This window comes from Marinomonas colpomeniae, from assembly GCF_014803385.1.
Taxonomy (GTDB): Bacteria; Pseudomonadota; Gammaproteobacteria; order Pseudomonadales; family Marinomonadaceae; genus Marinomonas; species Marinomonas colpomeniae.
Genome location: NZ_JACYFC010000003.1, coordinates 484,446 through 506,718, shown reverse-complemented (window position 1 = coordinate 506,718; position 22,273 = coordinate 484,446). Strand labels below are relative to the sequence as shown.

Below are 22,273 nucleotides of genomic sequence, written 5' to 3'. Positions count from 1 at the left end.
TCCGTATTAAATGTTAAGTTCTTGAGGCTGTTGAGCTGAATGTGGATGCTCAGTACCAGCGTACACTTTCATTTTCTTGTGCATTGCACGGCCCAAAGGACCTTTTGGCAACATACCTTTAACGGCGAGTTCAAGAACACGCTCAGGAGCGTGAGCAATCAGCGTCTCAAAATTCATAGAGCGCAAGCCGCCTGGATAACCAGTGTGGCGGTAGTATTGTTTCGCAGCAGCTTTGTTACCAGTAACACGAACTTTTTCTGCATTAACAACAACGATGTAATCGCCAGTATCAACGTGCGGAGTATATTCGGCTTTATGCTTGCCACGTAAACGGCGAGCAATTTCAGTAGCCAAGCGGCCTAGAGTTTTGCCTTCAGCATCAACCACGAACCAGTCGCGGCGCACTTCAGCAGGTTTAGCTGTAAAAGTTTTCATCAAAAAACCCTTTCAATACACGTGCTCAATGGCACGCTATACCTATTATTATTGGTTTATCGGACATCAAAATATTCGATAAACGTAAACTTACCTTTAAAAAGGCGAGCGCAGTATACAACAACAAGTCAAAAGAAGAAAGTCAAAATATACTTATGGTCGATGCTCTAACGACAAATATTCTTCAGATTGCATTTCCAATAATCGACTAACTGTACGATCATATTCAAAAGACAATCGTGTCCCTGTATAGATATCAGGAATAGCGACTTCAGCAGAAATAATTACCTTAACTTGACGATCATAAAACTCATCAACCAAGTTAATAAAACGTCTCGCCAAATCATCTCGAGGCGCATCCATTTGCGGCAAATTAGAAATAATAATTGTCGAATAAAGACGAGCAATCTCAATGTAGTCAATTTGACTCCTTGGACCATCACACAAGGCTTTCATATCAAACCAAGCAAGCCCTTCACAGCTACGAATAAGTGGAATTTCTCGTCCTTCAATCTCTACAGAACCTCCCTCTTCGATGTGTGAAGCATCGGAAATAAGACTCATAAACCGCTCATCCAATGCATCCGATGCGGTTTCACTTAATGGGTAATGGTACAGCTTAGCTTGCTTCAACGTTCTCAATCGATAATCAACGCCACCATCTACATTCATTACCTTCGTATGCTTGTTGACCAAGTCTATAGCAGGTAAAAAGCGCGCGCGCTGCAGACCGTTTTTATACAAGCCATCTGGCTCAATATTTGATGTAGCGACTAATGTTGTGCCATTTTCAAACAACACTTCCAGTAGGCCCGCCAGTATCATGGCATCCGTAATATCAGTTACAAAAAACTCATCAAAGCACAAGACTTGGGCTTTAGATGAAATTTCTCTGCCAACGATTTCAAGAGGGTTTTTAACATCATGTAATTTACGCAACTCCTGATGCACCATCTGCATAAAACGGTGAAAATGAAGGCGCATTTTTTTATCGGTTGGCAAGCAATCGAAAAAAGTATCCATTAAATAAGTTTTACCTCGACCTACTCCCCCCCAAAAATACAAACCCTGCTCTACTGTAGGAGACTTCTTTTTACGAAACTTGTTTAAAAAACCACTAGAGGCCTGATCTGATTGATTTGCAACTAAACGATCAAACAAATCTTGAAGCGCCTCAACAGCCTCTTCTTGGGCAGGGTCATAATTAAAGTCGTCTCTTGTTAAATCTTGCTTATAACGCGTAATTGGTGTCATTGTTACTCTTTAGTTCGAATAAATAAATTATCACTATTCTAACAAATTGCGACTCAAACAACACCTATCAAGCTATTATCTAAAGCAAGGTTTCGGCTATAATGTGTTAACTGCTTTTTGGAGAGAGACATGAACTTAGAAGAATTCAATATTATTATATTTATTACAGGCATCATCAGTGGCTGCCTTCTTACTTTAGCGTTTAAAAACCTCATCGCAAAGAAAACGAAACAAACACCAAAATCAAACTCCGAGCTGGTTTCTATAAAATATTTGCAGCAGGAGCTGGATAACAAACAAGTCATTATTGATAATTTTATCTCAGACAGTAATGAACAATTAACATCAGTCGAGAAACGCCTAGCCAATTTAAGAACAACGCTTTCAAATAACGCTAAGCAATTAAGCAACGTGGTAATAGAAGACAATAAAACAAGTAAAACAGACACACCAGAGCCACTTGATGTTGCCGCACCACCAAAAGACTACGCCCTAAAAACAGATAAAGAACCAGGTATGTTGAGCGAGTCATTTGGTTTAACAGAAAAAGATTCTGACATAGAACCTAAACGTTCGATTTAACAAAATTAAACCAGCATAAAAAAACGGGCATTGATAACGCCCGTTTTTTTATGCTGGTTTAATTTCTTATTAGGCAGGGTTATCAATATCTATAAAGGCAGCATCTAAGCCATACTCTTCCGTCAAAAACTTAGCAATGGACTTAACCCCAAAGCGCTCAGTAGCATGATGGCCTGCTGCAACAAAATGAATACCCATCTCTCTCGCTATATGGATGGTTTGCTCAGAAACCTCTCCAGTAATAAATACATCAGCATTAACAGCTAGCGCCTGCTCTATATAACCTTGCGCACCACCCGTACAAAGAGCCACTCGAAAAATTTTATTTTCATTTACTCGCTCAAACAGAATATCCCGACCTACAACCTGTTCAATAAGCGCTTGAAAATCATTCGCTGATAGCGCTTCCTTTAATTCGCCAACAATACCAATAGACTCCTCAACCACAACACCTATTTGTAAGCCAGATCTATTCACAAGACCTATTGCATCAGCTAACCCAGCATTGTTCCCGAGTGTAGGATGAGCATCCAGAGGTAAGTGATAACCATATAAATTAATATCATTTTTAATCAAAGATGAAATACGTCGATATTTCATACCAATAATTTGAGGGGATTCGTTTTTCCAAAAATAACCATGATGAACAAAAATGGCATCCGCTTTATATTCTATAGCCGCATCAATCAGCGCCTGGTTTGCAGTCACCCCCGTCACGACACGGTTAATTTCTTTTTTTCCTTCCACCTGCAAACCATTGGGCGCATAATCTTTAAAACGACTTGGGCTCAATGTTTGGTTGAGTATTAATTCAAATTCACTACGTAACAAAATAACCTCTTATATTTTATGAATCAAAAGACCTACTTGACACCTATCATTATCTCTATTCTCGCAGGTACTTGTATAGGACTAACAACATTACTCATACAAGAGAAGAAAAAAACCTCGGATTTTAGTTATTCAAAATCAGTAGAGATAGCCACTCCTTCTGTGGTTAATATTTACAGTCAAATCCTTCAAAATAAAACTACTATAGAACCTGATAAAGTATCACACGATCTTAATTTAGGCTCAGGTGTCATCGCAACTACGAATGGCTTTATCTTAACCAATCACCACGTCATACAGAATGCGGAAAGCATTGTGGTTGCTCTAAATGATAACAGGCGTGTCAACGCAAAAATCATAGGGTCTGATCCTTCAACCGACTTAGCCATTTTAAAAATAGACCTACTAAATCTGCCCAGCATTCAAATCGGAAAAAGCAGTGAGGTATCTATTGGCGACCGCATACTTGCCATTGGCAACCCTTTTGGAATAGGTCAAACAGTAACAGCAGGTATTATCAGTGCAAAAGGAAGAAACAGCATTGGGCTGAACACTTATGAAAACTTCCTACAAACAGATGCAGCAATAAATCCAGGTAATTCAGGTGGTGCGCTAGTCAATTTGAAAGGTGAATTAATCGGCATTAGCTCCGCCATTTATTCAAGTACAGGAGGCTCACAAGGAATAGGGTTTGCTACACCTGTAGATGATGCAATTAAAGTCATGAAAGACATTATAAAACATGGAGAGGTTGTTCGCGGATATTTAGGAATGGAAGCTCAAAAGGTGACGCCGTCATTAGCCAAAAACCTATCTTTATCAGTAAATCATGGATTAATTGTTAACGACGTAACCAAACAAAGTCCAGCAGAAAAAGCAGGGATAGAAGTTGGTGACATTATATTAAAAGTAAACAACAACCCCAGTGAAGACCCTTTTCAAGTCAAACACCTTATCACTTCTTTAAAACCTGGTACGAGTATATCTATTTTTGGTATTCGTGGTCAGCAGTCATACCAAGCAAACATATTGTTAGAAAAGCAACCTACTATGCGTCGTGCTGCAAACCAATATTAAAAATCATTTTTGATCTTCAATCTGCTCTTTTAAATTCCGTAGGCTAATTTCAAAATTTTCACCTGCAATATCATTAGCAAAAAAAGCAAGATAAGGCCCCAATAATCCAGCGCTAAGATTGCCTTTAATAGTCCACTTTACAAAAGTGCTATTACCATTCGGTTGCAGCACTATTTCATTATGAACAAGATTGTTTTTCAATTTTGGACGAACATCAAAACGTATTAGACGATCAGACAACTTAATTAAGATTAATTCACCCACATCAGGTGTCTCACTATAAGACAACCCAACCAAATCGCCCTCTTTAAGCGCACCATCAAATACATCTACTTGACCACCCTGTATAAACATCCATTTAGACAAGTACTCCGCTTTAAACATATCATCATAAACTACATGGCTAGGTGCATTAATTACAATACGCCTTTCAACACGGTAATCTGTTGGTAGAAAAAAACCAACAACCACTAACAATATAATAATTAATGCTGAAATTCGCGTCACTTTTCTTAAGTGATAAAGAGCCGCTGGGTGTGAGGTATCACTCAAAATCAAGAGCCCTTTAATATACGATATTCTGCCGACATAGCATGAGCTTCCAATGATTCGCCACGCGCTAAAGGAGATGCGATTTTAGCCAATTCACTTGCCCCTTCTGGAGAGCAGTAAATCATCGAGCTACGTTTTTGAAAATCATAGACTCCAAGTGGAGATGAGAATCTTGCAGTGCCTGATGTAGGTAAAACATGATTTGGTCCTGCACAATAATCCCCTAGTGCTTCTGGAGTATGCCTACCCATAAAAATAGCACCAGCGTGACGTATTTTTTCAGCCCACTTTTCTGGCTCATCAATCGACAACTCAAGATGCTCTGCAGCAACTACATTAGCAATATCCATTGCCTCATCCATATCTTTGACATGAATAAAAGCGCCGCGCCCTTCTAAAGAAGCCTTAATGATATTTTTACGACTTTGCGTCTCAATTAAGCGCTCCATGGATAACCTAACTTCTTTAATGAAAGCCAAATCAGGAGAGATTAAAATAGATTGAGCATCTTCATCGTGCTCTGCCTGCGAAAACAAATCCATTGCGATCCAATCAGGATCTGTTTTGCCATCACAAACAACTAGAATCTCAGATGGGCCAGCAATCATATCAATACCAACAACACCAAATACCATTTTCTTAGCCGTTGCTACATAAATATTGCCTGGTCCAACTATTTTATCAACTTTAGGAATAGTTTCTGTACCATAAGCTAAAGCAGCAACAGCCTGTGCGCCACCTATAGTAAATACACGATCTACACCAGCAATATAAGCAGCCGCAAGAACGATGTCATTTACAAAACCATCAGGAGTAGGTACAACCATAATGATTTCGCCAACGCCTGCTACTTTAGCTGGCATAACATTCATCAAGACAGAAGATGGATAAGCCGCTTTCCCACCTGGCACGTAAACACCGACTCTATCTAAAGGTGTTACTTTTTGCCCAAGCACAGTACCGTCATCCTCTTGATACTGCCAAGAAGGTTGTTTCTGACGTACATGGTAATCATAAACGCGTTTTGCAGCGGCCTCTAAACTGACGACTAAATCAGTGCTCACCCGTCCTTTTGCCAGCGCCATTTCTTCTTTAGATATTTCTAATTCTGATGATAAAGCCACCTTTCGACGATCAAAACGGTTTGTAAACTCAATAACCGCATCATCACCCTTTAAGCGTACTTGCTCAACAATATCAGCAACCGTTGTGTGAACCGTTGCATCTGAAACCGAGTCCCAAGCAAGCAGCGTGTCTAGTTCATTACGAAAACCATCAGAACAAGAAGAAAACTCTCGAATATTAAGGTTCAACTATTTTTCCTCGTTATCTTCAACAGCACGTTTTATCATTTCTAAAATTGGTTCAATTTCAGAGTACTTAGTCTTATAAGCCGCTTTATTAACAACTAAACGAGTACTAATAGGTGCAATAAGTTCGCGCGCCTCAAGACCGTTTGCTTTCAAAGTATTGCCAGTATCAACAATGTCTACAATCAAATCAGCCAACCCCATAATAGGCGCTAATTCCATCGCTCCGTATAGTTTGATAACGTCAGCTTGAATACCTTGCTCAGCAAAATATGCTTTCGCCGTTTTAGAAAATTTAGAAGCTACTTTTAAACGGCGAGTAGGCAAAGGTGCACCAACCACGCCTGCCGTCATCAAACGACACTTGGCAATTTTAAGGTCTAGTAACTCATAAAGATTTTTAGTAGATGCCTCCATTAGGACATCCTTACCAGCAACACCAAAATCTGCTACGCCATGCTCAACATAAGTTGGAACATCCGTCGCTCGCAATATAACCAACTTAATGTGTTCATGGTTAGTATCAAAGATCAACTTACGGCTTTTACTAATATCTTCAATTGGAACAATATTCGCTTTTTCTAAAAGCGGTAAAGTTTCACCAAGGATGCGCCCTTTCGATAGCGCAATCGTCAATGTTTTAGTCATTTTAATTTAAAACCCGTGAAATTTTCGCGCCCAATGAACCAAATTTTTCTTCAATACATTCATAGCCACGGTCAATGTGATAAATGCGATCTATCTTTGTATCACCCTCTGCAACCAAGGCAGAAAGCACCAAGCTTGCTGATGCACGAAGATCGGTCGCCATTACTGGCGCGCCTTTTAATGTTTTACAACCACGGACAATCGCAGTATTTCCAGTCACTTCAATATCTGCACCCATGCGAAGCATTTCATCCACATGCATGAAGCGATTTTCAAATATATTCTCGATAACTCGTCCAACACCATTTGCAATAGAGTTCAATGCGACAAATTGCGCCTGCATATCAGTTGGGAAAGCAGGATAAGGAGCCGTGCTAATATTAACAGCTTCTGGTCGACGCCCTTCCATATCAACCTCTATCCAATCCTCTCCACAAGTCACTTTTGCACCAGCTTCTTCTAGCTTAGCCAACACAGCTTCCAGAGACTTAACATTGGTGTCTGTTACTTTAACTTTACCACCTGTAATAGCGGCAGCAACCAAGAATGTACCTGTCTCAATTCGGTCAGGCATGACAGGGTAAGTCGCACCATGTAGAGCCTCAACACCATCAATAATAATTGTGTCAGTACCATGACCTGTGATTTTTGCACCCATTGCAATCAGACATTCTGCCAAATCAACCACTTCAGGCTCACGAGCAGCATTTTCCAAAATCGTTTGGCCATCAGCTAATGTCGCAGCCATTAGTAGATTTTCTGTTCCAGTCACAGTGACTTTATCAAAAAAGATACGAGCGCCTTTCAGTCGCCCATCAACACTCGCAACAATGTCTCCATTATCAACAGCAATAGTGGCACCCATTGCTTCTAGACCACGAAGATGTAAATCAACAGGACGACTACCGATAGCACAACCACCAGGAAGAGAAACAACCGCTCTACCAAAATGGCTAACCAATGGGCCAAGAACCAAAATAGAGGCACGCATTGTTTTAACAAGGTCATAAGGTGCTTCACAGTTGTTGAGTGTTGAAACATCTAGTTGAACGCTCATTTTTTCATCGACAACAACACCGCAACCCATAGAACCAAGCAATTCGAGCATCGTTGTAATATCGTGCAGGTGAGGTAAATTTTTAATTGTGATCAAGTCTTTTGTCAGCAAAGTAGCAGCTAGAATAGGCAATGCGGCATTTTTTGCACCCGAAGCGCGAACCACACCATTTAGACGAGTACCACCAGTTATTAAAAGCTTTTCCATATTAATTAATCTCTTATAATCGCTTTTTATAGCGTATTTTTTTGTTCTTGAGTGTAGGTCTTCATCGTAACAGCATGAATAGCACCACTAGCAATAGCTTCTTGAAGGTGTGAGTACACTAGCTGCTGTCTTTTAACAGTAGACAGGCCTTCAAATTCATTTGTAACAACAACTATTTGAAAATTACAGCCTTCGCCCTCTGCGATTACTTCGCAATGTGAGATAGAGGATTCTAAAAGTGCTTTAACTTCGCTTGCGTTCACAATGACTCCAATAAGTAAAATATTTTCTATTACCTTTATTCTACCTTAGTAAAGCCAACTACTTAACACCCATAAGACCAACTGCGTGGAAAAAACCTATGTTTTCTCACATTTTATTCAAGACTGACAATTTCCTACCAATAAAAACAAAAAAATCCGAGCTTATCTGTTATAAGCTCGGATTTCTGTTTCATTAAATAATGTTAACGATATTAACTTTTCTTAGCTAGAGATTCTTCCCAAGCACCAATAGCAGACTCGATATCATTTTTGTTTTGCTGCATCATAACGGCAAACTGTTTACGGAACGTCAGACCAAAATTAATATTATTAATAACAATATTACTTAGCATCCAGTCATTACTGTCAGACTGCGCCATGTAAAAAATAATATTTAACAGGCCTCCAGATTCCATCTGAAAATCCACATTAACCTTAGTTTCTTTACCGTTTCCTTGAGGTCCAAGAGGTAAAATATTAATGCGTTCAGCATCTAATTCAAGCAAAGATGCTCCGTAGGTTTTTAACAAAGTATTTTTCGTTACATTTGCAAAATCCAATCGCTGTTCAGGAGAGGCTCTTCTGTAATACTTGCCCATGACTTTCTTAGAAAAATCATCAAAATTAATCACTTTATCTAAAATTGAATTCACTCGAGCTTCCAAAAGCTGCGGATCTTTTGACAATATAGCTTTATCTTCAACAATATCAGTACGAAAAGCGTCGACCATAGTGACGACGGCGTCTCTAGCACCTTCAACATTAGAGTTATCGCCTGCGGACCAGGAAAGACTGGTCCAGAGAACAGCAACAACGCACACAAAACTTGATAATTTTTTAATCACACCTTACTCCTCTGAATCATCAGATTTAAACAGAAATTGACTAATCAAAGTTTCTAATACAAGCGCAGATTGAGTATCATAGAGTTCACTGCCGTTTGTTAGCATGTCGTCTTCAGCACCAATTGAAATACCTAAATATTTTTCACCTAGCAAACCACTCGTTAGTATCGCAACAGAACTGTCAGACGGAATATTATCAACATCAGAGTTAATATTCATTTTAACCAGCCCCATGTAAAGCTCTTTATCGAACGAAATTGACTCTACATTACCAACAGCCACACCAGCGATAGTAACTTTAGCTCGACTAGTAAGCCCACCAATATCATCAAAACGCGCCATTATTTGATAGGTGTCTTTCTTACCCGCAAAAGCAAGGCCACTTACCTGAACGGCCAAATATACGAAAGCTAAAACACCTAAAACAATAAAACACCCAACAAACAGTTCAGTACGTTTATTTCTCATTCTAAAAATCTCCAAACATGGCGGCGGTTAATACAAAGTCCAACGCCAGAATAGCCAATGAACCTAACACAACAGTACGTGTGGTTGCCTTACCAATTCCTTCAGAAGTGGGTATGCATTCATACCCCTGATAGACGGCAATCCAAGTCACTACGACCGCAAAACATAACGCTTTGATAAACCCGTTAATAATATCCGTATCGAAATATACAGACTGCTGCATCAATGACCAGAAGGCGCCATCATTGACACCAAGCCAACCAACAGAAACAACCAAACCTCCAACAATACCCGTTGCAGAAAAAATCAAACTCAATAAAGGCAAACAAATAACACCGGCAATAAATCGTGGAGCAATCACACGTCGTAAAGGATCCACTCCCATCATTTCAAAACTCGACAGTTGCTCAGTGGCCTTCATCAAACCAATCTCCGCAGTTAAAGAGGAGCCCGCTCTACCGGCAAACAAAAGAGCAGTCACAACTGGAGCAAGCTCTCGCAATAAAGAAAGCGCCAGTAACTGCCCTACCGCTTCTTCAGAGCCAAATTTAGCAAGAATACTATAACCCTGTAGCGCCAACACCATACCAATAAACGCACCAGAAACGATAACAATAACAAGTGATAGAACACCAACAGAGTAAAGTTGCTTTACCAGCAAGTTAATTGACTCGCTAAAACGAACAGGCACCCTGACAATACTTTGAATTAAGAAAATTCCAGCTCTACCTACCGCTTCCAACCAATCTAGAAGACCTCCACCTAAAAGCGCAATTGTTTTCATGATGCAAACCTATTGGAAGAATCTTCTTCTGGATAATGAAAAGGAACAGGGCCGTCAGGTTCACCATTTAAGAACTGAATCACCTGAGGGTCTTTAGAGGCACGTATCTCATCAGCAGAACCTTCTGCAATAACGCCTCCACCCGCTAAAATACACACATGATCAGCAATGGAAAGAGACTCTTCCACATCGTGAGAAACTAGAACAGAAGTAATATTTGCCGAATCATTAAGTTGGCGAATTAATTTAACCAGCACCCCTTTTGAAATAGGGTCTTGCCCTGTAAATGGCTCATCATACATAACCAGCTCAGGATCTAGAGCAATGGCTCGAGCCAAAGCAACACGTCTTGCCATCCCACCAGATAACTCTGCAGGCATTAACTTTGCTGCACCTCTTAAACCAACACTTTGGAGCTTTTCAAGAACAACATGTTGAATTTCAGCCTTAGTTAACCTTGTATGTTCTTCCATTGGAAAGGCGACATTTTCCTCAACCGTCATATCACTAAACAGAGCACCACTTTGAAAAAGCATCCCCATTTTTTTTCGCACTTTGTAAAGATTAGAACGAGACAAGGCATGTACATTTTCCCCGTCAACAAGAATAGTACCCTGATCCGGAGCGAGCTGTGCAGCGATCAAACGCAGCAATGTCGTTTTACCCGTACCACTAGGCCCCATAACAGCGGTTATTTTTCCTCGAGGAATAGAGAGGGAAATATTTTCATAGATGATACGCCCACCTCTAAAAAAGCTAAGGTTTTGAACTTTTATATAAGTATCTACCACTGACACACCTTTTTTATCCCTATCAAATATCACTGAATACTACCACCACCCTATGAGAAATAGAATCGAAGCAAAACCAAATGCTCTTTGTTTCTTAGATCAAGTCTTGAATTTCAACCTCAAACCTCATTAAATAGTAATCCCTATCTCTTTGAGTAATCCAAATATCATGCTGTTGTTTTCCATCGCCTTAATCATAGGGCTTGTTCTTTTGGTCATTAGCTCTGACAAATTCATAGAAAACGCTGCTTTAGTTGCAGAAAAACTTAACGTTAGCCCAATGATTATAGGGATAACCTTGGTTGCACTTGGTACGTCAGCACCAGAAATGGTTGTATCTGCTATTGCCGCTTTTGATAACGCACCTGAGATTGCGGTAGGGAATGTGCTTGGCTCCAATATTGCGAATATTGCCTTGGTTTTCGGAATCACACTACTTTTTTCATCGATACCTATCGCGAAAGGACTATCCACAAAAGAAGTACCACTTGTTTTGGCTATAACGGCATTAACAGGTTTCTTACTTTACGATCAAAATTTAAGTGCTTGGGACGGCATCATCTTAATTATTGCTTTTATCATTGTATTAAGCCTTTTATTAAGTGGTAACAAAGATCTAGCAAGTGAAATCGAAGATGAGCTACCAGAAGATAACGGCTCTTCTGTAATGAAATCGCTAGTGATTGCCGCCATTGGATTGGCCGTATTAATTGGAAGTTCTAAACTCCTTGTATGGGGAGCTATTGGCATAGCAACAGCTCTTGGCGTTAGTGAACTTGTTATTGGTCTAACCATTGTTGCAATAGGAACAAGTTTACCAGAGCTAGCCGCTTCAGTAAGCAGCGTAAGAAAGGGTCATCATGATATTGCTATTGGTAATATTTTAGGGTCTAACATATTCAATTTGGCGACTGTACTCCCTCTACCCGCATTAATTGCACCGGGATTAATAAATGAAAATGTTGTAAGCCGAGACTATCCTTGGGTTTTAGGTTTAACTATTGCTTTAGCCCTTGCTGTGTATGTATTCAAAAAAGCAAAAAACAATAGCATCCCTAGATGGATCGGGTTGCCATTACTCACCTCTTATGGCGTTTATTTATTCATCGTCAGCACGAGCGGTTCAGTTTAATGTTTACATATGTGAGAGCACTCAAAGTGCCACTAGTTATTGTAGCCATACTTACTTTAAGTGTGGCCTTATTCTGGCATGGCGCAACACCTAAAAAAAATCTTGTTGAAGCTAATTCATTAAACAGCTCTCCAGACTATTTTATAACCAAGGTAAACGTGAACAAATTTGATATTACGGGCTCATTGATGGAAACACTCAATGCAGAACAAACATTGCATTATATATCCGATTCCAGAACATTATTAAAATCACCTAAGGTTAAACGAAAGTCAAAATCCGGTAGCTGGAGCGCAACAGCAGATAAAGGGGTTATCCATGATGGAAGTAATGATATCCTATTAACTCAAAACGCCCGCGCGACTAAAAAGTACCTACAATCTGAAGACCTCATTCTGAGCGCAGATAATGTACATTATTTAGATAAGGATCAATCATTAACAAGCTATGGAAATGCAACACTTCTCACTACTCAAGGAGAAACCTTTGCTAATGAGATTACCACTTATATAAATTCAGAAGAAGTTGTAATGACAGGATCTGTAAGAGGAAACTATGAAACGATTCATTAACTTAAGCGCTTTACTCACCTTAATATCAATTAGCCATTATACTTACGCGCTCCCTGAAGACATAAATCAACCGCTAGAAATCCAAGCGGATGAAGCGTCTTTTGATCAGAATATTGGAGAAGCCATTTATAAAGGCAACGTATTCGTAAAGCAAGGCTCTATTGAAATCCAAGCTCAATACTTAAAAGTATCCACAGATATTAACACTAGAAAATTCAGTAATTTAGAAGCCAGTGGCACACCTGCAAAATTCAGCCAAAAAATAGACAGCAATAATATTGTTATCGGCAAAGGAAATGACATTCACTACTCAACTAGCGAATCAAAACTCGAAATCCTAGGCAGCGGATACTTAAGCCGCATGGACAACTCTATTTCTGCTGATCACATTACTTATATGATCAACGATGGAACGTTTAGCGCAGAAAAAACAGGTACAGGACGAGTATCTATGACACTGCAACCACAAGCTGATAAGGCAACTAAATAAATGGCCTTACTAGAAGCAAAAAATCTCGCTAAGAGTTATAAAAAGCGACAGGTCGTGAAAGATGTCTCCATTTCTGTTGAGTCTGGACAGGCTGTTGGTTTGCTTGGCCCTAATGGCGCAGGAAAAACAACTTGTTTTTATATGATTGTGGGCATGGTTACTAATGATGCTGGCGGAATATTCATTGATGGACAAGATATAACCAGTAATGCAATGCATACTCGCGCGCAAAAGGGCATAGGCTACTTACCTCAAGAAGCATCCATTTTTCGAAAAATGTCTGTTGAAGACAACATTTCAGCTATTTTAGAAACACGCAAAGAGCTCACAAAAGCACAGCAAAAATCGAGGCTAGAAGATTTACTAGAAGAATTTAATGTTACTCATATCCGAAAAAATCTTGGGATGGCTTTATCTGGAGGCGAAAGGCGACGGGTTGAAATAGCAAGAGCGCTAGCCATGAATCCAAAATTCATTCTTTTAGACGAACCTTTTGCTGGCGTTGACCCAATTTCTGTTGGTGACATAAAGCTAATTATTAAGCATTTACAAGAAAGCGGAATTGGCGTTCTTATCACAGATCATAATGTGAGAGAAACATTAGATATTTGTGATAAAGCTTACATTGTGGGTAACGGATACATTATTGCCTCCGGCGATGCAGATACCGTCATCAACAATGAACAAGTAAAAAAGGTCTATTTAGGCGATGACTTCCGCTTGTAACCTCTTATCATTGCTGTAGAAAGGGAGTAGTATGCATAACTCGTTCCAATTCATTCAAATAAAAAGAGTTGCTCCATGAAGCAGTCTTTACAATTAAAACTCGGTCAACAACTGACCATGACACCACAACTGCAACAAGCGATCCGTTTGCTGCAGCTTTCTACGTTGGATCTAAAACAAGAAATACACGAATTCCTTGAATCAAATCCGCTTCTTGAATTGGATGATGATGAACAACTTCATATAGAAGCCCCTTCAAGTATTGAGTCAAAAAGTACCATTGACTCAGATTCTCCGGTTGAAAACAATATCAACGAAGAAGAACGCGTCGAATCAGAATGGACAGAAAGCATTCCTGAGGAACTGTCTATTGATAGTAACTGGGATGACACCTACCAAAGCTCCGCCGCAGTTAGTGACAGTAACAACTATGAAGGCGATGGTGATTTTGAAAGCCGTAACGCACCGTCAGAAAGCATACAAGACCACCTTATTTGGCAATTGAACTTAACTCACATGTCAGATAGAGACATTGAAATCGCTTACGCCACGATTGAGTGTGTTCAACCTGATGGATATCTTAGTATTAGTCCTAATGACATATGGGAATCACTTTCCATAGAGCTAGAAGACTTAGATCTAGAAGAAGTTGTTGCTGTTCAACATAGACTTCAGAGATTCGATCCTGTTGGCGTATGCTCTATTGATTTACGAGATTGTTTATTAGTGCAACTGGAAGCCTTTCAAAGCCATCCCCTTTATAAAAGCACGCATAATTTAATCGATCACTATTTACCATTACTAGGTAATAGAGATTTTGCTCAATTAAGTAGAAAAACAAAACTCAAAGACGAAGCCCTAAAGGAAGTTATTGAGCTAATACAGCAACTCAATCCACGACCAGGTTCCGTGATTGACGCAGACGACACAGATTATGTCATTCCTGACGTCTCGGTAAAAAAACGCAGCGGCGTATGGCAAGTTGAGTTAAATAACGATGCTCTTCCTCCAATTAAAATTAACGAAACCTATTCCGCGATGGCCAGCACAGCAGCTACGCCAGAAGATGCCAGCTACATAAAAACATCGTTACAAGAAGCTAAATGGTTTATGAAAAGCCTTCAAAGCCGTAACGAAACCCTTTTAAAGGTAGCAAGCTGCATTGTAAGTAGACAAATTGATTTTTTCGAACTAGGTGAAGAAGCCATGAAGCCCATGGTTCTTCACGATGTTGCAGAAGAAGTGGGTATGCATGAATCGACTATTTCAAGAGTAACCACTCAGAAATATATGCACACACCAAAAGGAATTTTTGAGCTTAAGTATTTTTTCTCAAGCCATGTAAATACTGCATCTGGTGGAGAATGCTCTTCAACTGCAATTCGAGCTATGATTAAAAAGCTCGTAACAGATGAACCCGCAAAAAAACCACTAAGCGATAATAAATTGGCAACTATTTTGGCAGACCAAGGCATACAAGTTGCTCGACGCACTGTTGCTAAATACCGAGAGGCGATGAATATTCCGCCGTCCAATGAACGCAAGAGATTGATCTAAACGGATACTATTTTACCATGCCATTGAAATCACTATTAAAAGCGGAACTTGTTCTTGCCAAGCAAGACATTGTTAGCAAAAAACGTGTTTTAGAGAATTTAGCGGAAATCGCATCAAATAGACTACATTGTAACAATGAGGCTGTTTATGATGCGCTATTAGGTCGAGAAAAATTGGGTAGCACAGGTATTGGCAATGGAATAGCCATTCCTCATTGTCGACTAGAATCAGCCAATCATACGGCCATTGTCGTCATGTCACTCCAGAACCCAATTGATTTTGACTCGATTGACAAAAGGGCTGTTGACCTTATTTTCGCACTCATTGTTCCACCCCACGAATGTGATGAGCATTTAGAATCTTTGGCCCAAATTGCTGAATTAGCTCAATCCCCACAATCACTAGATAGACTAAGAACAGCTCAAACAAACGAAGAATTATTCAATATTTTCGACTCATTAATATAGGAAAAAAGCATGCGAGAAGAGTCTATTACCATCATCAACAAACTTGGTTTGCATGCCCGAGCCGCAGGTAAACTAGTCGAAACTACATCACGCTTTTCTTGTGATATTACCATCGAAAAAGAAGGCCGTAATGTCGATGGGAAAAGCATTATGGCCATGATGATGCTCGCCGCAGGCAAAGGAACTCAAATTCATATAAAAACCAATGGTGATGATGAAGAGGAAGCAATTAAAGCTATAGTCGAGTTAATTAACAACCGCTTTGGTGAAGACGAATAACACCCTATGCAAGACAAAACAACTCTCACTCATCTTCAAACGGTAACCGAATCCCTCGGCTCCGGTGCAACCATGCAAATCCGTTATTTACTTAATGGAGCATTGCCTGCACAAGATGTTGCTAGACTATTAGAATCATCCCCTCCAAAAGAGCGTAAACTTCTCTGGGAACTCATTGACCCAAAGAACCAAGGCGAAGTCCTACAGTACTTAAACGAAGATATTGCCGTTCAATTCATGGAAAAAATGGATACAGAACGACTTATTTCTGTATCTGAACATTTTGAAAGCGATGATTTAGCCGATTTACTGCAACACCTACCAGAAACAGTAGTAGCAGAAGTGCTCGCATCAATGTCTGCCCAAGACAGAATGAGAGTCGAAGCACTCTTAAGCTACTCGGAAGATTCTGCCGGTGGCTTAATGAATACGGACACTATTACTATACGTCCGAACATTACAGTAGATATTGTCTTTCGATATTTGCGTAGACACACCAAGCTACCCGAAATGACAGACAGCCTTCTCGTTGTCAGCCGTTCAGACAAATTATTAGGGACACTACCGTTAACTCATTTATTAATTTCTGATACAAACGCAACAGTTCGCGACATAATGGAAACAGAGTTCACGGCTATTGCCGCCGAAACACCTGCAAGTGAAGTTGCGCAACTTTTTGAGAAAATGGATTTGGTTTCCGCTCCTGTTATTGATAGCAACACCAAAAAGCTTCTTGGTCGCATCACCATAGATGATGTTGTTGATGTTATACGAGACGAAGCAGAACATTCGATGTTAAGTATGGCTGGCCTAGATGATGACGAAGATACCTTTTCGCCTATTATTAAGACCTCAAAAAGACGTGCTGTTTGGCTAGGTATAAACCTAATAACGGCATTTATCGCTTCCTATGTTATTGGCCTTTTTCAAAACACGTTAGATCAAGTCGTTGCTCTCGCCATCCTTATGCCAATTGTTGCAAGTATGGGCGGAATAGCAGGCTCTCAGGTACTTACGCTGGTTATTCGAGGCATTGCACTCAATCAAATTGGCACTACCAATACCCGCTGGCTATTAAACAGAGAGATCATTGTAGGGCTTATTAACGGAGTATTGTGGGCTACAGTTATAGCAGCCTTAACGGCCCTTTGGTTTGACAATATAAAGATTGCCTATATCATTGCAGCCGCCACTATAATAAATCTGCTATTTGCAGCAACCACTGGTACACTCCTTCCAATTCTGCTAAAAAAAATTGGTATCGATCCAGCTCTTGCAGGCAGCGTAATTTTGACTACCGTGACCGATGTTGTTGGGTTCCTTTCCTTCCTAGGTCTCGCTACTATTTTTCTAATATAGGTTCCCATGACAGACTTTGATCAACTTGAAAATGACGAAGAACTCCCTAAAAGCAAATCCCAGATAAAACGTGAAATGGATGCTTTACAGGAAGTTGGTAAAAAACTATTAAGCCTAAGCAAAAACCAGCTTAAAAAAATTGAAATGTCTGACACATTAAAAGATGCCATTATTGAGTCTGGCCGCATAAAACAAAATGAAGCGAAAAGAAGGCACTTACAATATATAGGTCGTGTGATGCGCACAGAAGATCACGAAACTATAGCGCAACGAGTTGCCTTACTTGATACAACATCTGCAGCTTACAATAAGCTTTTTCGTCAAATTGAGATAAAGCGAGATTCACTAATTGGCGAAAACAGTAAAGAAGCGCTTTCTAAATATCTAGATGAAAACCCGAACATAGATGACATTCAACTTCTTAGGCAGCTTATTCGTCAATCCCAAAAAGAAGTATCACAAGAAAGTAAGACAACTAATCGTAAAAAACTGTTTAGTCTTTTACGTGAAATAGAAGAAAAACGATTAGGATTAAAAGATTAGATAACACTGCACTGCGATATATAAAAAAACCTAGCTAATGCCAATCAGCTAGGTTTTTTTATAACTATAATCTACTATGAAAAAGGCAAGGTATTTTAATTAGGCATTCAGTTAATACTTGCTTAGTAACAGTAAAAAAAAAAATAACCAGGCTCTTCGCGTAGCTTCGCTAAGTTCTCTCCAAATCGCCGCAACACATGAACTAATCATTAATTATCACTTTTAACTATTTATGCTTCATAGGCGTCATAGTTGGATTGTCGAATGGACCCTCTATCTTATATTCGATACTGGTTACTTTAGATAGCTCATCTCCAATTAACATATCAGTAATAAAAAGTAATCCTGCAAGCTGAGGTGTTCCCCACAACAAGCCTGCTAAAGGTAAAGCACCGGTAAGAGGAAAAATTGCAGTTAATTTTTCATCCAGTGTTTCATTTACAATATTTGCCTTCCCTTCCAACAAAATATTAGCGCTCGGCGAATCAATTTTAATCGGTTTCGTTGTTCTTAAAATTCCATCCTTAAGAGTAAGTGCACCTGTAAACTCGTCATACGTTAAGCCTGATGTATAAATATCAGAAAAATCCAATGTCAGACGCCTGGTTAATGCCCCTACGTTAAAAATACCTAGCACCTTCAAAAAAGCAGGTAACTCATCAACCTTATGAAAAACACCATTCTCAGCAAAAAACTTTATCCCGCCCAAAACAGTCTGTCGATTAAAGTAAAATGGATGCCCCTTCCAGCTCAAATCCACATCTATATTATATTTCTTTGAAGAAAGAAAAGCTTCGCTTGAAAATTTCTCAGTAAGCTCAGAAAGGTCCTCACCACTTACTGCCACTTTAAAATTAACGGCTGAATCATCCCCTGCATCTAACCAATATAAGCTCCCAATGAAACGACCAGAAATTAATTTTGATGAAATAGGGTCGACACGAACTAAATTATTTTCTCGTGAAATCTTAAGCTGCCAATCACCATAAGGTTGTTCATTTAAATAAAACTGATTAATAGATAACGTCATATTCGGAATTTGTTGCGCAGATATAGGAGCTTCTGATTGACTATCAGGCCGATTATCAACAGCTGTAGACGCAGTATTCCAACTTAAAAAATCAAAGTGTAGATCTGGGAGATTATTTTTCTTTCTAAATGAAAAATTAACTTCATCAGAACTAACAAATAAAGAGTTATCCTTAGCTGGGTTATATGAAACTTTGAAGTTATGCCAAACGTTATCAGGGTTAACAACCACCTCATCAACGATTAAATCTACACGAGTAAGCCATTTAGGAATACTAGGCATTTCAATATTATTAGAGCTCCCACTACTTTCATCAGGTAGATCATTGAGTGTAGAGAACCACTCTTGCACATCAAACATATTAAAATCACCGCTAACTACCAAACCACTCGGAATAGCTGAATCAAATGGTTTACCTGAATTCCTATTAAAATTCACTTCTCCACCAATAAATTCACCATCATGAAGTAAAAATCGAACATCAGACAAACGGTTATAATCAGCATCAACAACAATATCACCTTCATGCTGCATCAGCTTAACTCGCAATAATTTAGCTTCTTGAGGACTTTTCCCTACGGGTTCAGGTAGATCAATATTTACTCCAATCAAATAACTATCAATAGTCAAATCGACTTGACCATTCTGCGTTTGATTAACCGACAATTCACCTTGATAGGAAGTTTCACCTGATATTTTATTAATGACAGCTTTAGGTACCTTTTGCCACTCCGCTATTCGACGAATATCTGTGGTACCTGATAAGGAACCAGTTACAGCAAGTCTGCCATCGGGCGTTATATTAGAAGACAGTACTAAACGAGATGGACCTCCCAAACCCTGTATATCAAATATTGAGTCCGTTATACCCAAATTTGAACTGTAATTTAAACGTCCATTTTTAATAGTGGATGGTAGATTTAAATCTTTAATCAACAGGTGATTGTCTTTAAAAACTAAACCTAATTCTATTTTCGGATCTACGCCTTTTGAAAAAGGCACTGAAATATCAAATTGCCCTTCAATATTCCCCTCCAAATCCCAGCTTGAAAAAGGTTGAAGTACAGAGTCAATTAGTGGGGTATTCTCCAGCATACTTAAAATAGTAGAAGAATCGTCAGCAACCTCACCTTTCACATTTAACCAATCAACAGAACCATTATTTATAGGTACAGACAGCTTAATATCAGTAACAGGTAAATCCGATAAATAAGCTGAATCTATTTGAACGGAAACTCCCATTTTATCAAATTCAAACACTCCACTAACACGTTTTGCTGTAGGCCAATTTTCATCGAAAGTAATTTCTAGATCACTAGCCTCCACTCGCACTCGAACATGGGGTTGTGCATTATCAATTAACTCACCTTGCACCAGAACATTAACATCATCTGCTTGCCCTGCTTCTGAAATTGAGGCATCAATCCAAGTCTTTAGATCATCATTCAGAGCATTAGGAGGTATATATGTTAAGCGATCAGACGCCGATATATTTCGCCCATGTAAATCTAGCGATACCCAATCGGGAGCGTTGTCCCGAACCTCCACTCTAAACTCACCATCAAGATCCGCCTCGTTTCTCTGCACAATAAGATCTCGACCACTCAATAACAAAGTTCCTTGCTGATCACTCCAACTCACATGACCAGATAAAAAGTCTGTAGCCCATACATCATCGTAAGCAACATCAAAATGAATATCACTTTTAGTCCCTTCAAAATCAATATAACCAGCACTCTTGGACAAACTAAAAATAGCATTGATATTCGTCGCTTTTGGTATACCTTTATAGGCATTAATTGATGCAGTTTGTAAATTACTCAAATATTGAAAAGATAGCTCATCATTTTCATGCGAGAAATTAATAGAGCCATTTTTAGCGGTGCCTATGGGTGACAACCCATTCAAAATCGCTTGAGCACCACTTTCTGCGGGTAAGAAATATGAGCCTAATTGATGGCCTAAATCAAGATCCATTTGATCAAAGCTTATGGTTGAACGGTTTGAAACTGAAGACCAATCAAACACAACATCTGTTGGGAGGTAATTTTTTCCAGCTTGATCTTTGACCTGTAGGTTATCTATATCAATTCGTAAACTAGGGTGACTTAGGGAATAATTAAGCTTTATAGACGAAGTAATTTCATATTGCTGACTATCAGAAAAAGACACATTAAAATGTGTCGATTCTGTTCTTAATTTAAACTCTTTATCTACCACAAAATCTAACCAAATATCCCCTCCCACCTCAACAGATGATAAAGAATTAGTTTTAAACACTTTAAGTGGAAGTGAGATAAGAGGAGATTGTATAGCTGCTTTAATACGATAACTACCAAGAAGACGAATAGTTTGATCAAGACGGGCATCAACCTTAAATGGCGATTCATAATCATCTAGATAAAAAGTTGAGCTGAGTAGAGAGCCAAACTCCTTTTGGAAAATATAAACGTACGGGACTCGTATAATATGCTTACCGAATTGATCACTATGAGCATTAATTTCAGCATTGAGTATTGAAAAATTGCGCTGTGCGGACAGATAGTCCAGCACCCTCTCAATACCAACATCACTATTAGCAGCCTTACCTTCATTTAGACGCCACAGCCCTTCAACTTCTTGAAGAGAAGCAATAGGTCTTAAAAATCGAATGTAGGTAAACTGAGGGCTTAAGCTGAAAATAGATTTTATGACATCTAATCGAACTCGTATTTCATCAATAGTAATGACAGGCTTATCATTCACAAATAACTGAAAGCCACTGACCGAAACAGTTGGATCAATCCCCTCTAGACGTCCATCTATGTTACCTAATTTAATTGGGTAGCCTGTAATTTGATGTAAATTACTTTCTATTTGTGGACGATAGTTATCTAAATAAGGTATTAGCTTGCCTACACTTACAGACAATATCGCCAGCAGCGCGGTAAAGGTAATAGCACCCCAGAAAAAAAATAGAATTATTTTGCGCAATAACCAATTCATTTTTAGACCTATTTTTCTCTCGCTTTCGA

General features: G+C 39.2%; 24 protein-coding genes. 11 read left to right on the top strand and 13 right to left on the bottom strand.

The annotated features are described in order from the left end of the window. Nucleotides 1–6: 6 nt before the first annotated feature. A complete protein-coding gene (gene rplM, locus IF202_RS11715) occupies nt 7–435 on the bottom strand; it encodes a 50S ribosomal protein L13 (protein ID WP_191595078.1) in 429 nt (142 codons plus the stop codon). Between the two features lie 153 nt (nt 436–588). Further along, complete coding sequence (gene zapE, locus IF202_RS11710) at nt 589–1,689, bottom strand: cell division protein ZapE (RefSeq protein WP_191595077.1); 1,101 nt, start codon at nt 1,687–1,689, stop codon at nt 589–591. A 129-nt stretch (nt 1,690–1,818) separates the two neighbouring features. On the opposite strand from zapE, the gene IF202_RS11705 reads away from it, so the two are divergent. Continuing rightward, nucleotides 1,819–2,271, top strand: a complete 453-nt coding sequence (locus IF202_RS11705) for a DUF1043 domain-containing protein (protein WP_191595076.1) — start codon at nt 1,819–1,821, stop codon at nt 2,269–2,271. Nucleotides 2,272–2,340: 69 nt separating this feature from the next. Here the strand turns inward: IF202_RS11705 and IF202_RS11700 are convergent, their stop codons facing one another. Then, nucleotides 2,341–3,102, bottom strand: coding sequence for a Nif3-like dinuclear metal center hexameric protein (locus IF202_RS11700; protein WP_191595075.1), 762 nt, complete (start codon nt 3,100–3,102; stop codon nt 2,341–2,343). Nucleotides 3,103–3,138: 36 nt separating this feature from the next. On the opposite strand from IF202_RS11700, the gene IF202_RS11695 reads away from it, so the two are divergent. Then, nucleotides 3,139–4,179 carry a S1C family serine protease gene (locus tag IF202_RS11695; RefSeq protein WP_235963470.1) on the top strand — a complete coding sequence of 347 codons (1,041 nt, stop codon included), beginning with the start codon at nt 3,139–3,141 and terminating at the stop codon, nt 4,177–4,179. Nucleotides 4,180–4,182: 3 nt separating this feature from the next. Here the strand turns inward: IF202_RS11695 and IF202_RS11690 are convergent, their stop codons facing one another. The 9 genes from IF202_RS11690 to IF202_RS11650 form a co-directional block, all read right to left on the bottom strand. Then, nucleotides 4,183–4,731, bottom strand: a complete 549-nt coding sequence (locus IF202_RS11690; protein ID WP_235963469.1) for an SRPBCC family protein — start codon at nt 4,729–4,731, stop codon at nt 4,183–4,185. A gap of 2 nt (nt 4,732–4,733) precedes the next feature. Then, complete coding sequence (gene hisD / locus IF202_RS11685; protein ID WP_191595073.1) at nt 4,734–6,044, bottom strand: histidinol dehydrogenase; 1,311 nt, start codon at nt 6,042–6,044, stop codon at nt 4,734–4,736. After that, nucleotides 6,045–6,689 (bottom strand): ATP phosphoribosyltransferase, encoded by a 645-nt coding sequence (gene hisG, locus IF202_RS11680; RefSeq protein WP_191595072.1) that lies wholly within the window; start codon nt 6,687–6,689, stop codon nt 6,045–6,047. A 1-nt stretch (nt 6,690) separates the two neighbouring features. Continuing rightward, entirely contained in the window at nt 6,691–7,953 is a 1,263-nt protein-coding gene (gene murA / locus IF202_RS11675; RefSeq protein WP_191595071.1) for a UDP-N-acetylglucosamine 1-carboxyvinyltransferase, read from the bottom strand. 26 nt (nt 7,954–7,979) lie between these two features. Next, nucleotides 7,980–8,216, bottom strand: coding sequence for a BolA family protein (locus IF202_RS11670; protein WP_191595070.1), 237 nt, complete (start codon nt 8,214–8,216; stop codon nt 7,980–7,982). 212 nt (nt 8,217–8,428) lie between these two features. Continuing rightward, complete coding sequence (locus IF202_RS11665; protein ID WP_191595069.1) at nt 8,429–9,061, bottom strand: MlaC/ttg2D family ABC transporter substrate-binding protein; 633 nt, start codon at nt 9,059–9,061, stop codon at nt 8,429–8,431. Nucleotides 9,062–9,064: 3 nt separating this feature from the next. After that, nucleotides 9,065–9,529, bottom strand: coding sequence for an outer membrane lipid asymmetry maintenance protein MlaD (gene mlaD, locus IF202_RS11660; protein ID WP_191595068.1), 465 nt, complete (start codon nt 9,527–9,529; stop codon nt 9,065–9,067). Between the two features lies 1 nt (nt 9,530). Next, a complete protein-coding gene (mlaE, locus tag IF202_RS11655) occupies nt 9,531–10,313 on the bottom strand; it encodes a lipid asymmetry maintenance ABC transporter permease subunit MlaE (protein WP_191595067.1) in 783 nt (260 codons plus the stop codon). Then, entirely contained in the window at nt 10,310–11,110 is an 801-nt protein-coding gene (locus IF202_RS11650) for an ABC transporter ATP-binding protein (RefSeq protein WP_407943814.1), read from the bottom strand. Before IF202_RS11650 ends, mlaE begins: the two co-directional genes overlap by 4 nt. A 145-nt stretch (nt 11,111–11,255) precedes the next feature. Between IF202_RS11650 and IF202_RS11645 the strand changes: the two genes are divergently transcribed. The 9 genes from IF202_RS11645 (at nt 11,256) to yjgA (ending at nt 18,229) form a co-directional block, all read left to right on the top strand. Next, the gene (locus IF202_RS11645; protein WP_235963466.1) at nt 11,256–12,236 is read left to right on the top strand and encodes a calcium/sodium antiporter; all 981 of its coding nucleotides are present in this window, start codon (nt 11,256–11,258) and stop codon (nt 12,234–12,236) included. 26 nt (nt 12,237–12,262) lie between these two features. Further along, the gene (gene lptC / locus IF202_RS11640; protein ID WP_328797222.1) at nt 12,263–12,808 is read left to right on the top strand and encodes an LPS export ABC transporter periplasmic protein LptC; all 546 of its coding nucleotides are present in this window, start codon (nt 12,263–12,265) and stop codon (nt 12,806–12,808) included. Continuing rightward, nucleotides 12,792–13,298 (top strand): lipopolysaccharide transport periplasmic protein LptA, encoded by a 507-nt coding sequence (lptA, locus tag IF202_RS11635; protein WP_191595065.1) that lies wholly within the window; start codon nt 12,792–12,794, stop codon nt 13,296–13,298. Before lptC ends, lptA begins: the two co-directional genes overlap by 17 nt. After that, the gene (gene lptB / locus IF202_RS11630) at nt 13,299–14,024 is read left to right on the top strand and encodes an LPS export ABC transporter ATP-binding protein (protein ID WP_191595064.1); all 726 of its coding nucleotides are present in this window, start codon (nt 13,299–13,301) and stop codon (nt 14,022–14,024) included. It abuts the gene before it with no gap. A 75-nt stretch (nt 14,025–14,099) separates the two neighbouring features. After that, the gene (locus IF202_RS11625) at nt 14,100–15,581 is read left to right on the top strand and encodes an RNA polymerase factor sigma-54 (protein ID WP_191595063.1); all 1,482 of its coding nucleotides are present in this window, start codon (nt 14,100–14,102) and stop codon (nt 15,579–15,581) included. 17 nt (nt 15,582–15,598) lie between these two features. Further along, on the top strand, nt 15,599–16,048 hold the full coding sequence (ptsN, locus tag IF202_RS11620) for a PTS IIA-like nitrogen regulatory protein PtsN (protein WP_191595062.1): 450 nt from the start codon (nt 15,599–15,601) through the stop codon (nt 16,046–16,048). Between the two features lie 9 nt (nt 16,049–16,057). Next, a complete protein-coding gene (locus IF202_RS11615) occupies nt 16,058–16,327 on the top strand; it encodes an HPr family phosphocarrier protein (protein ID WP_191595061.1) in 270 nt (89 codons plus the stop codon). Nucleotides 16,328–16,333: 6 nt separating this feature from the next. After that, nucleotides 16,334–17,686 (top strand): magnesium transporter, encoded by a 1,353-nt coding sequence (gene mgtE / locus IF202_RS11610; RefSeq protein ID WP_191595060.1) that lies wholly within the window; start codon nt 16,334–16,336, stop codon nt 17,684–17,686. A 6-nt stretch (nt 17,687–17,692) separates the two neighbouring features. After that, nucleotides 17,693–18,229 (top strand): ribosome biogenesis factor YjgA, encoded by a 537-nt coding sequence (gene yjgA, locus IF202_RS11605; RefSeq protein WP_191595059.1) that lies wholly within the window; start codon nt 17,693–17,695, stop codon nt 18,227–18,229. 226 nt (nt 18,230–18,455) lie between these two features. Here yjgA and IF202_RS11600 read toward each other — a convergent pair whose 3' ends face one another. Further along, a complete protein-coding gene (locus IF202_RS11600) occupies nt 18,456–22,244 on the bottom strand; it encodes a YhdP family phospholipid transporter (RefSeq protein ID WP_191595058.1) in 3,789 nt (1,262 codons plus the stop codon). Nucleotides 22,245–22,273 lie beyond the last annotated feature (29 nt).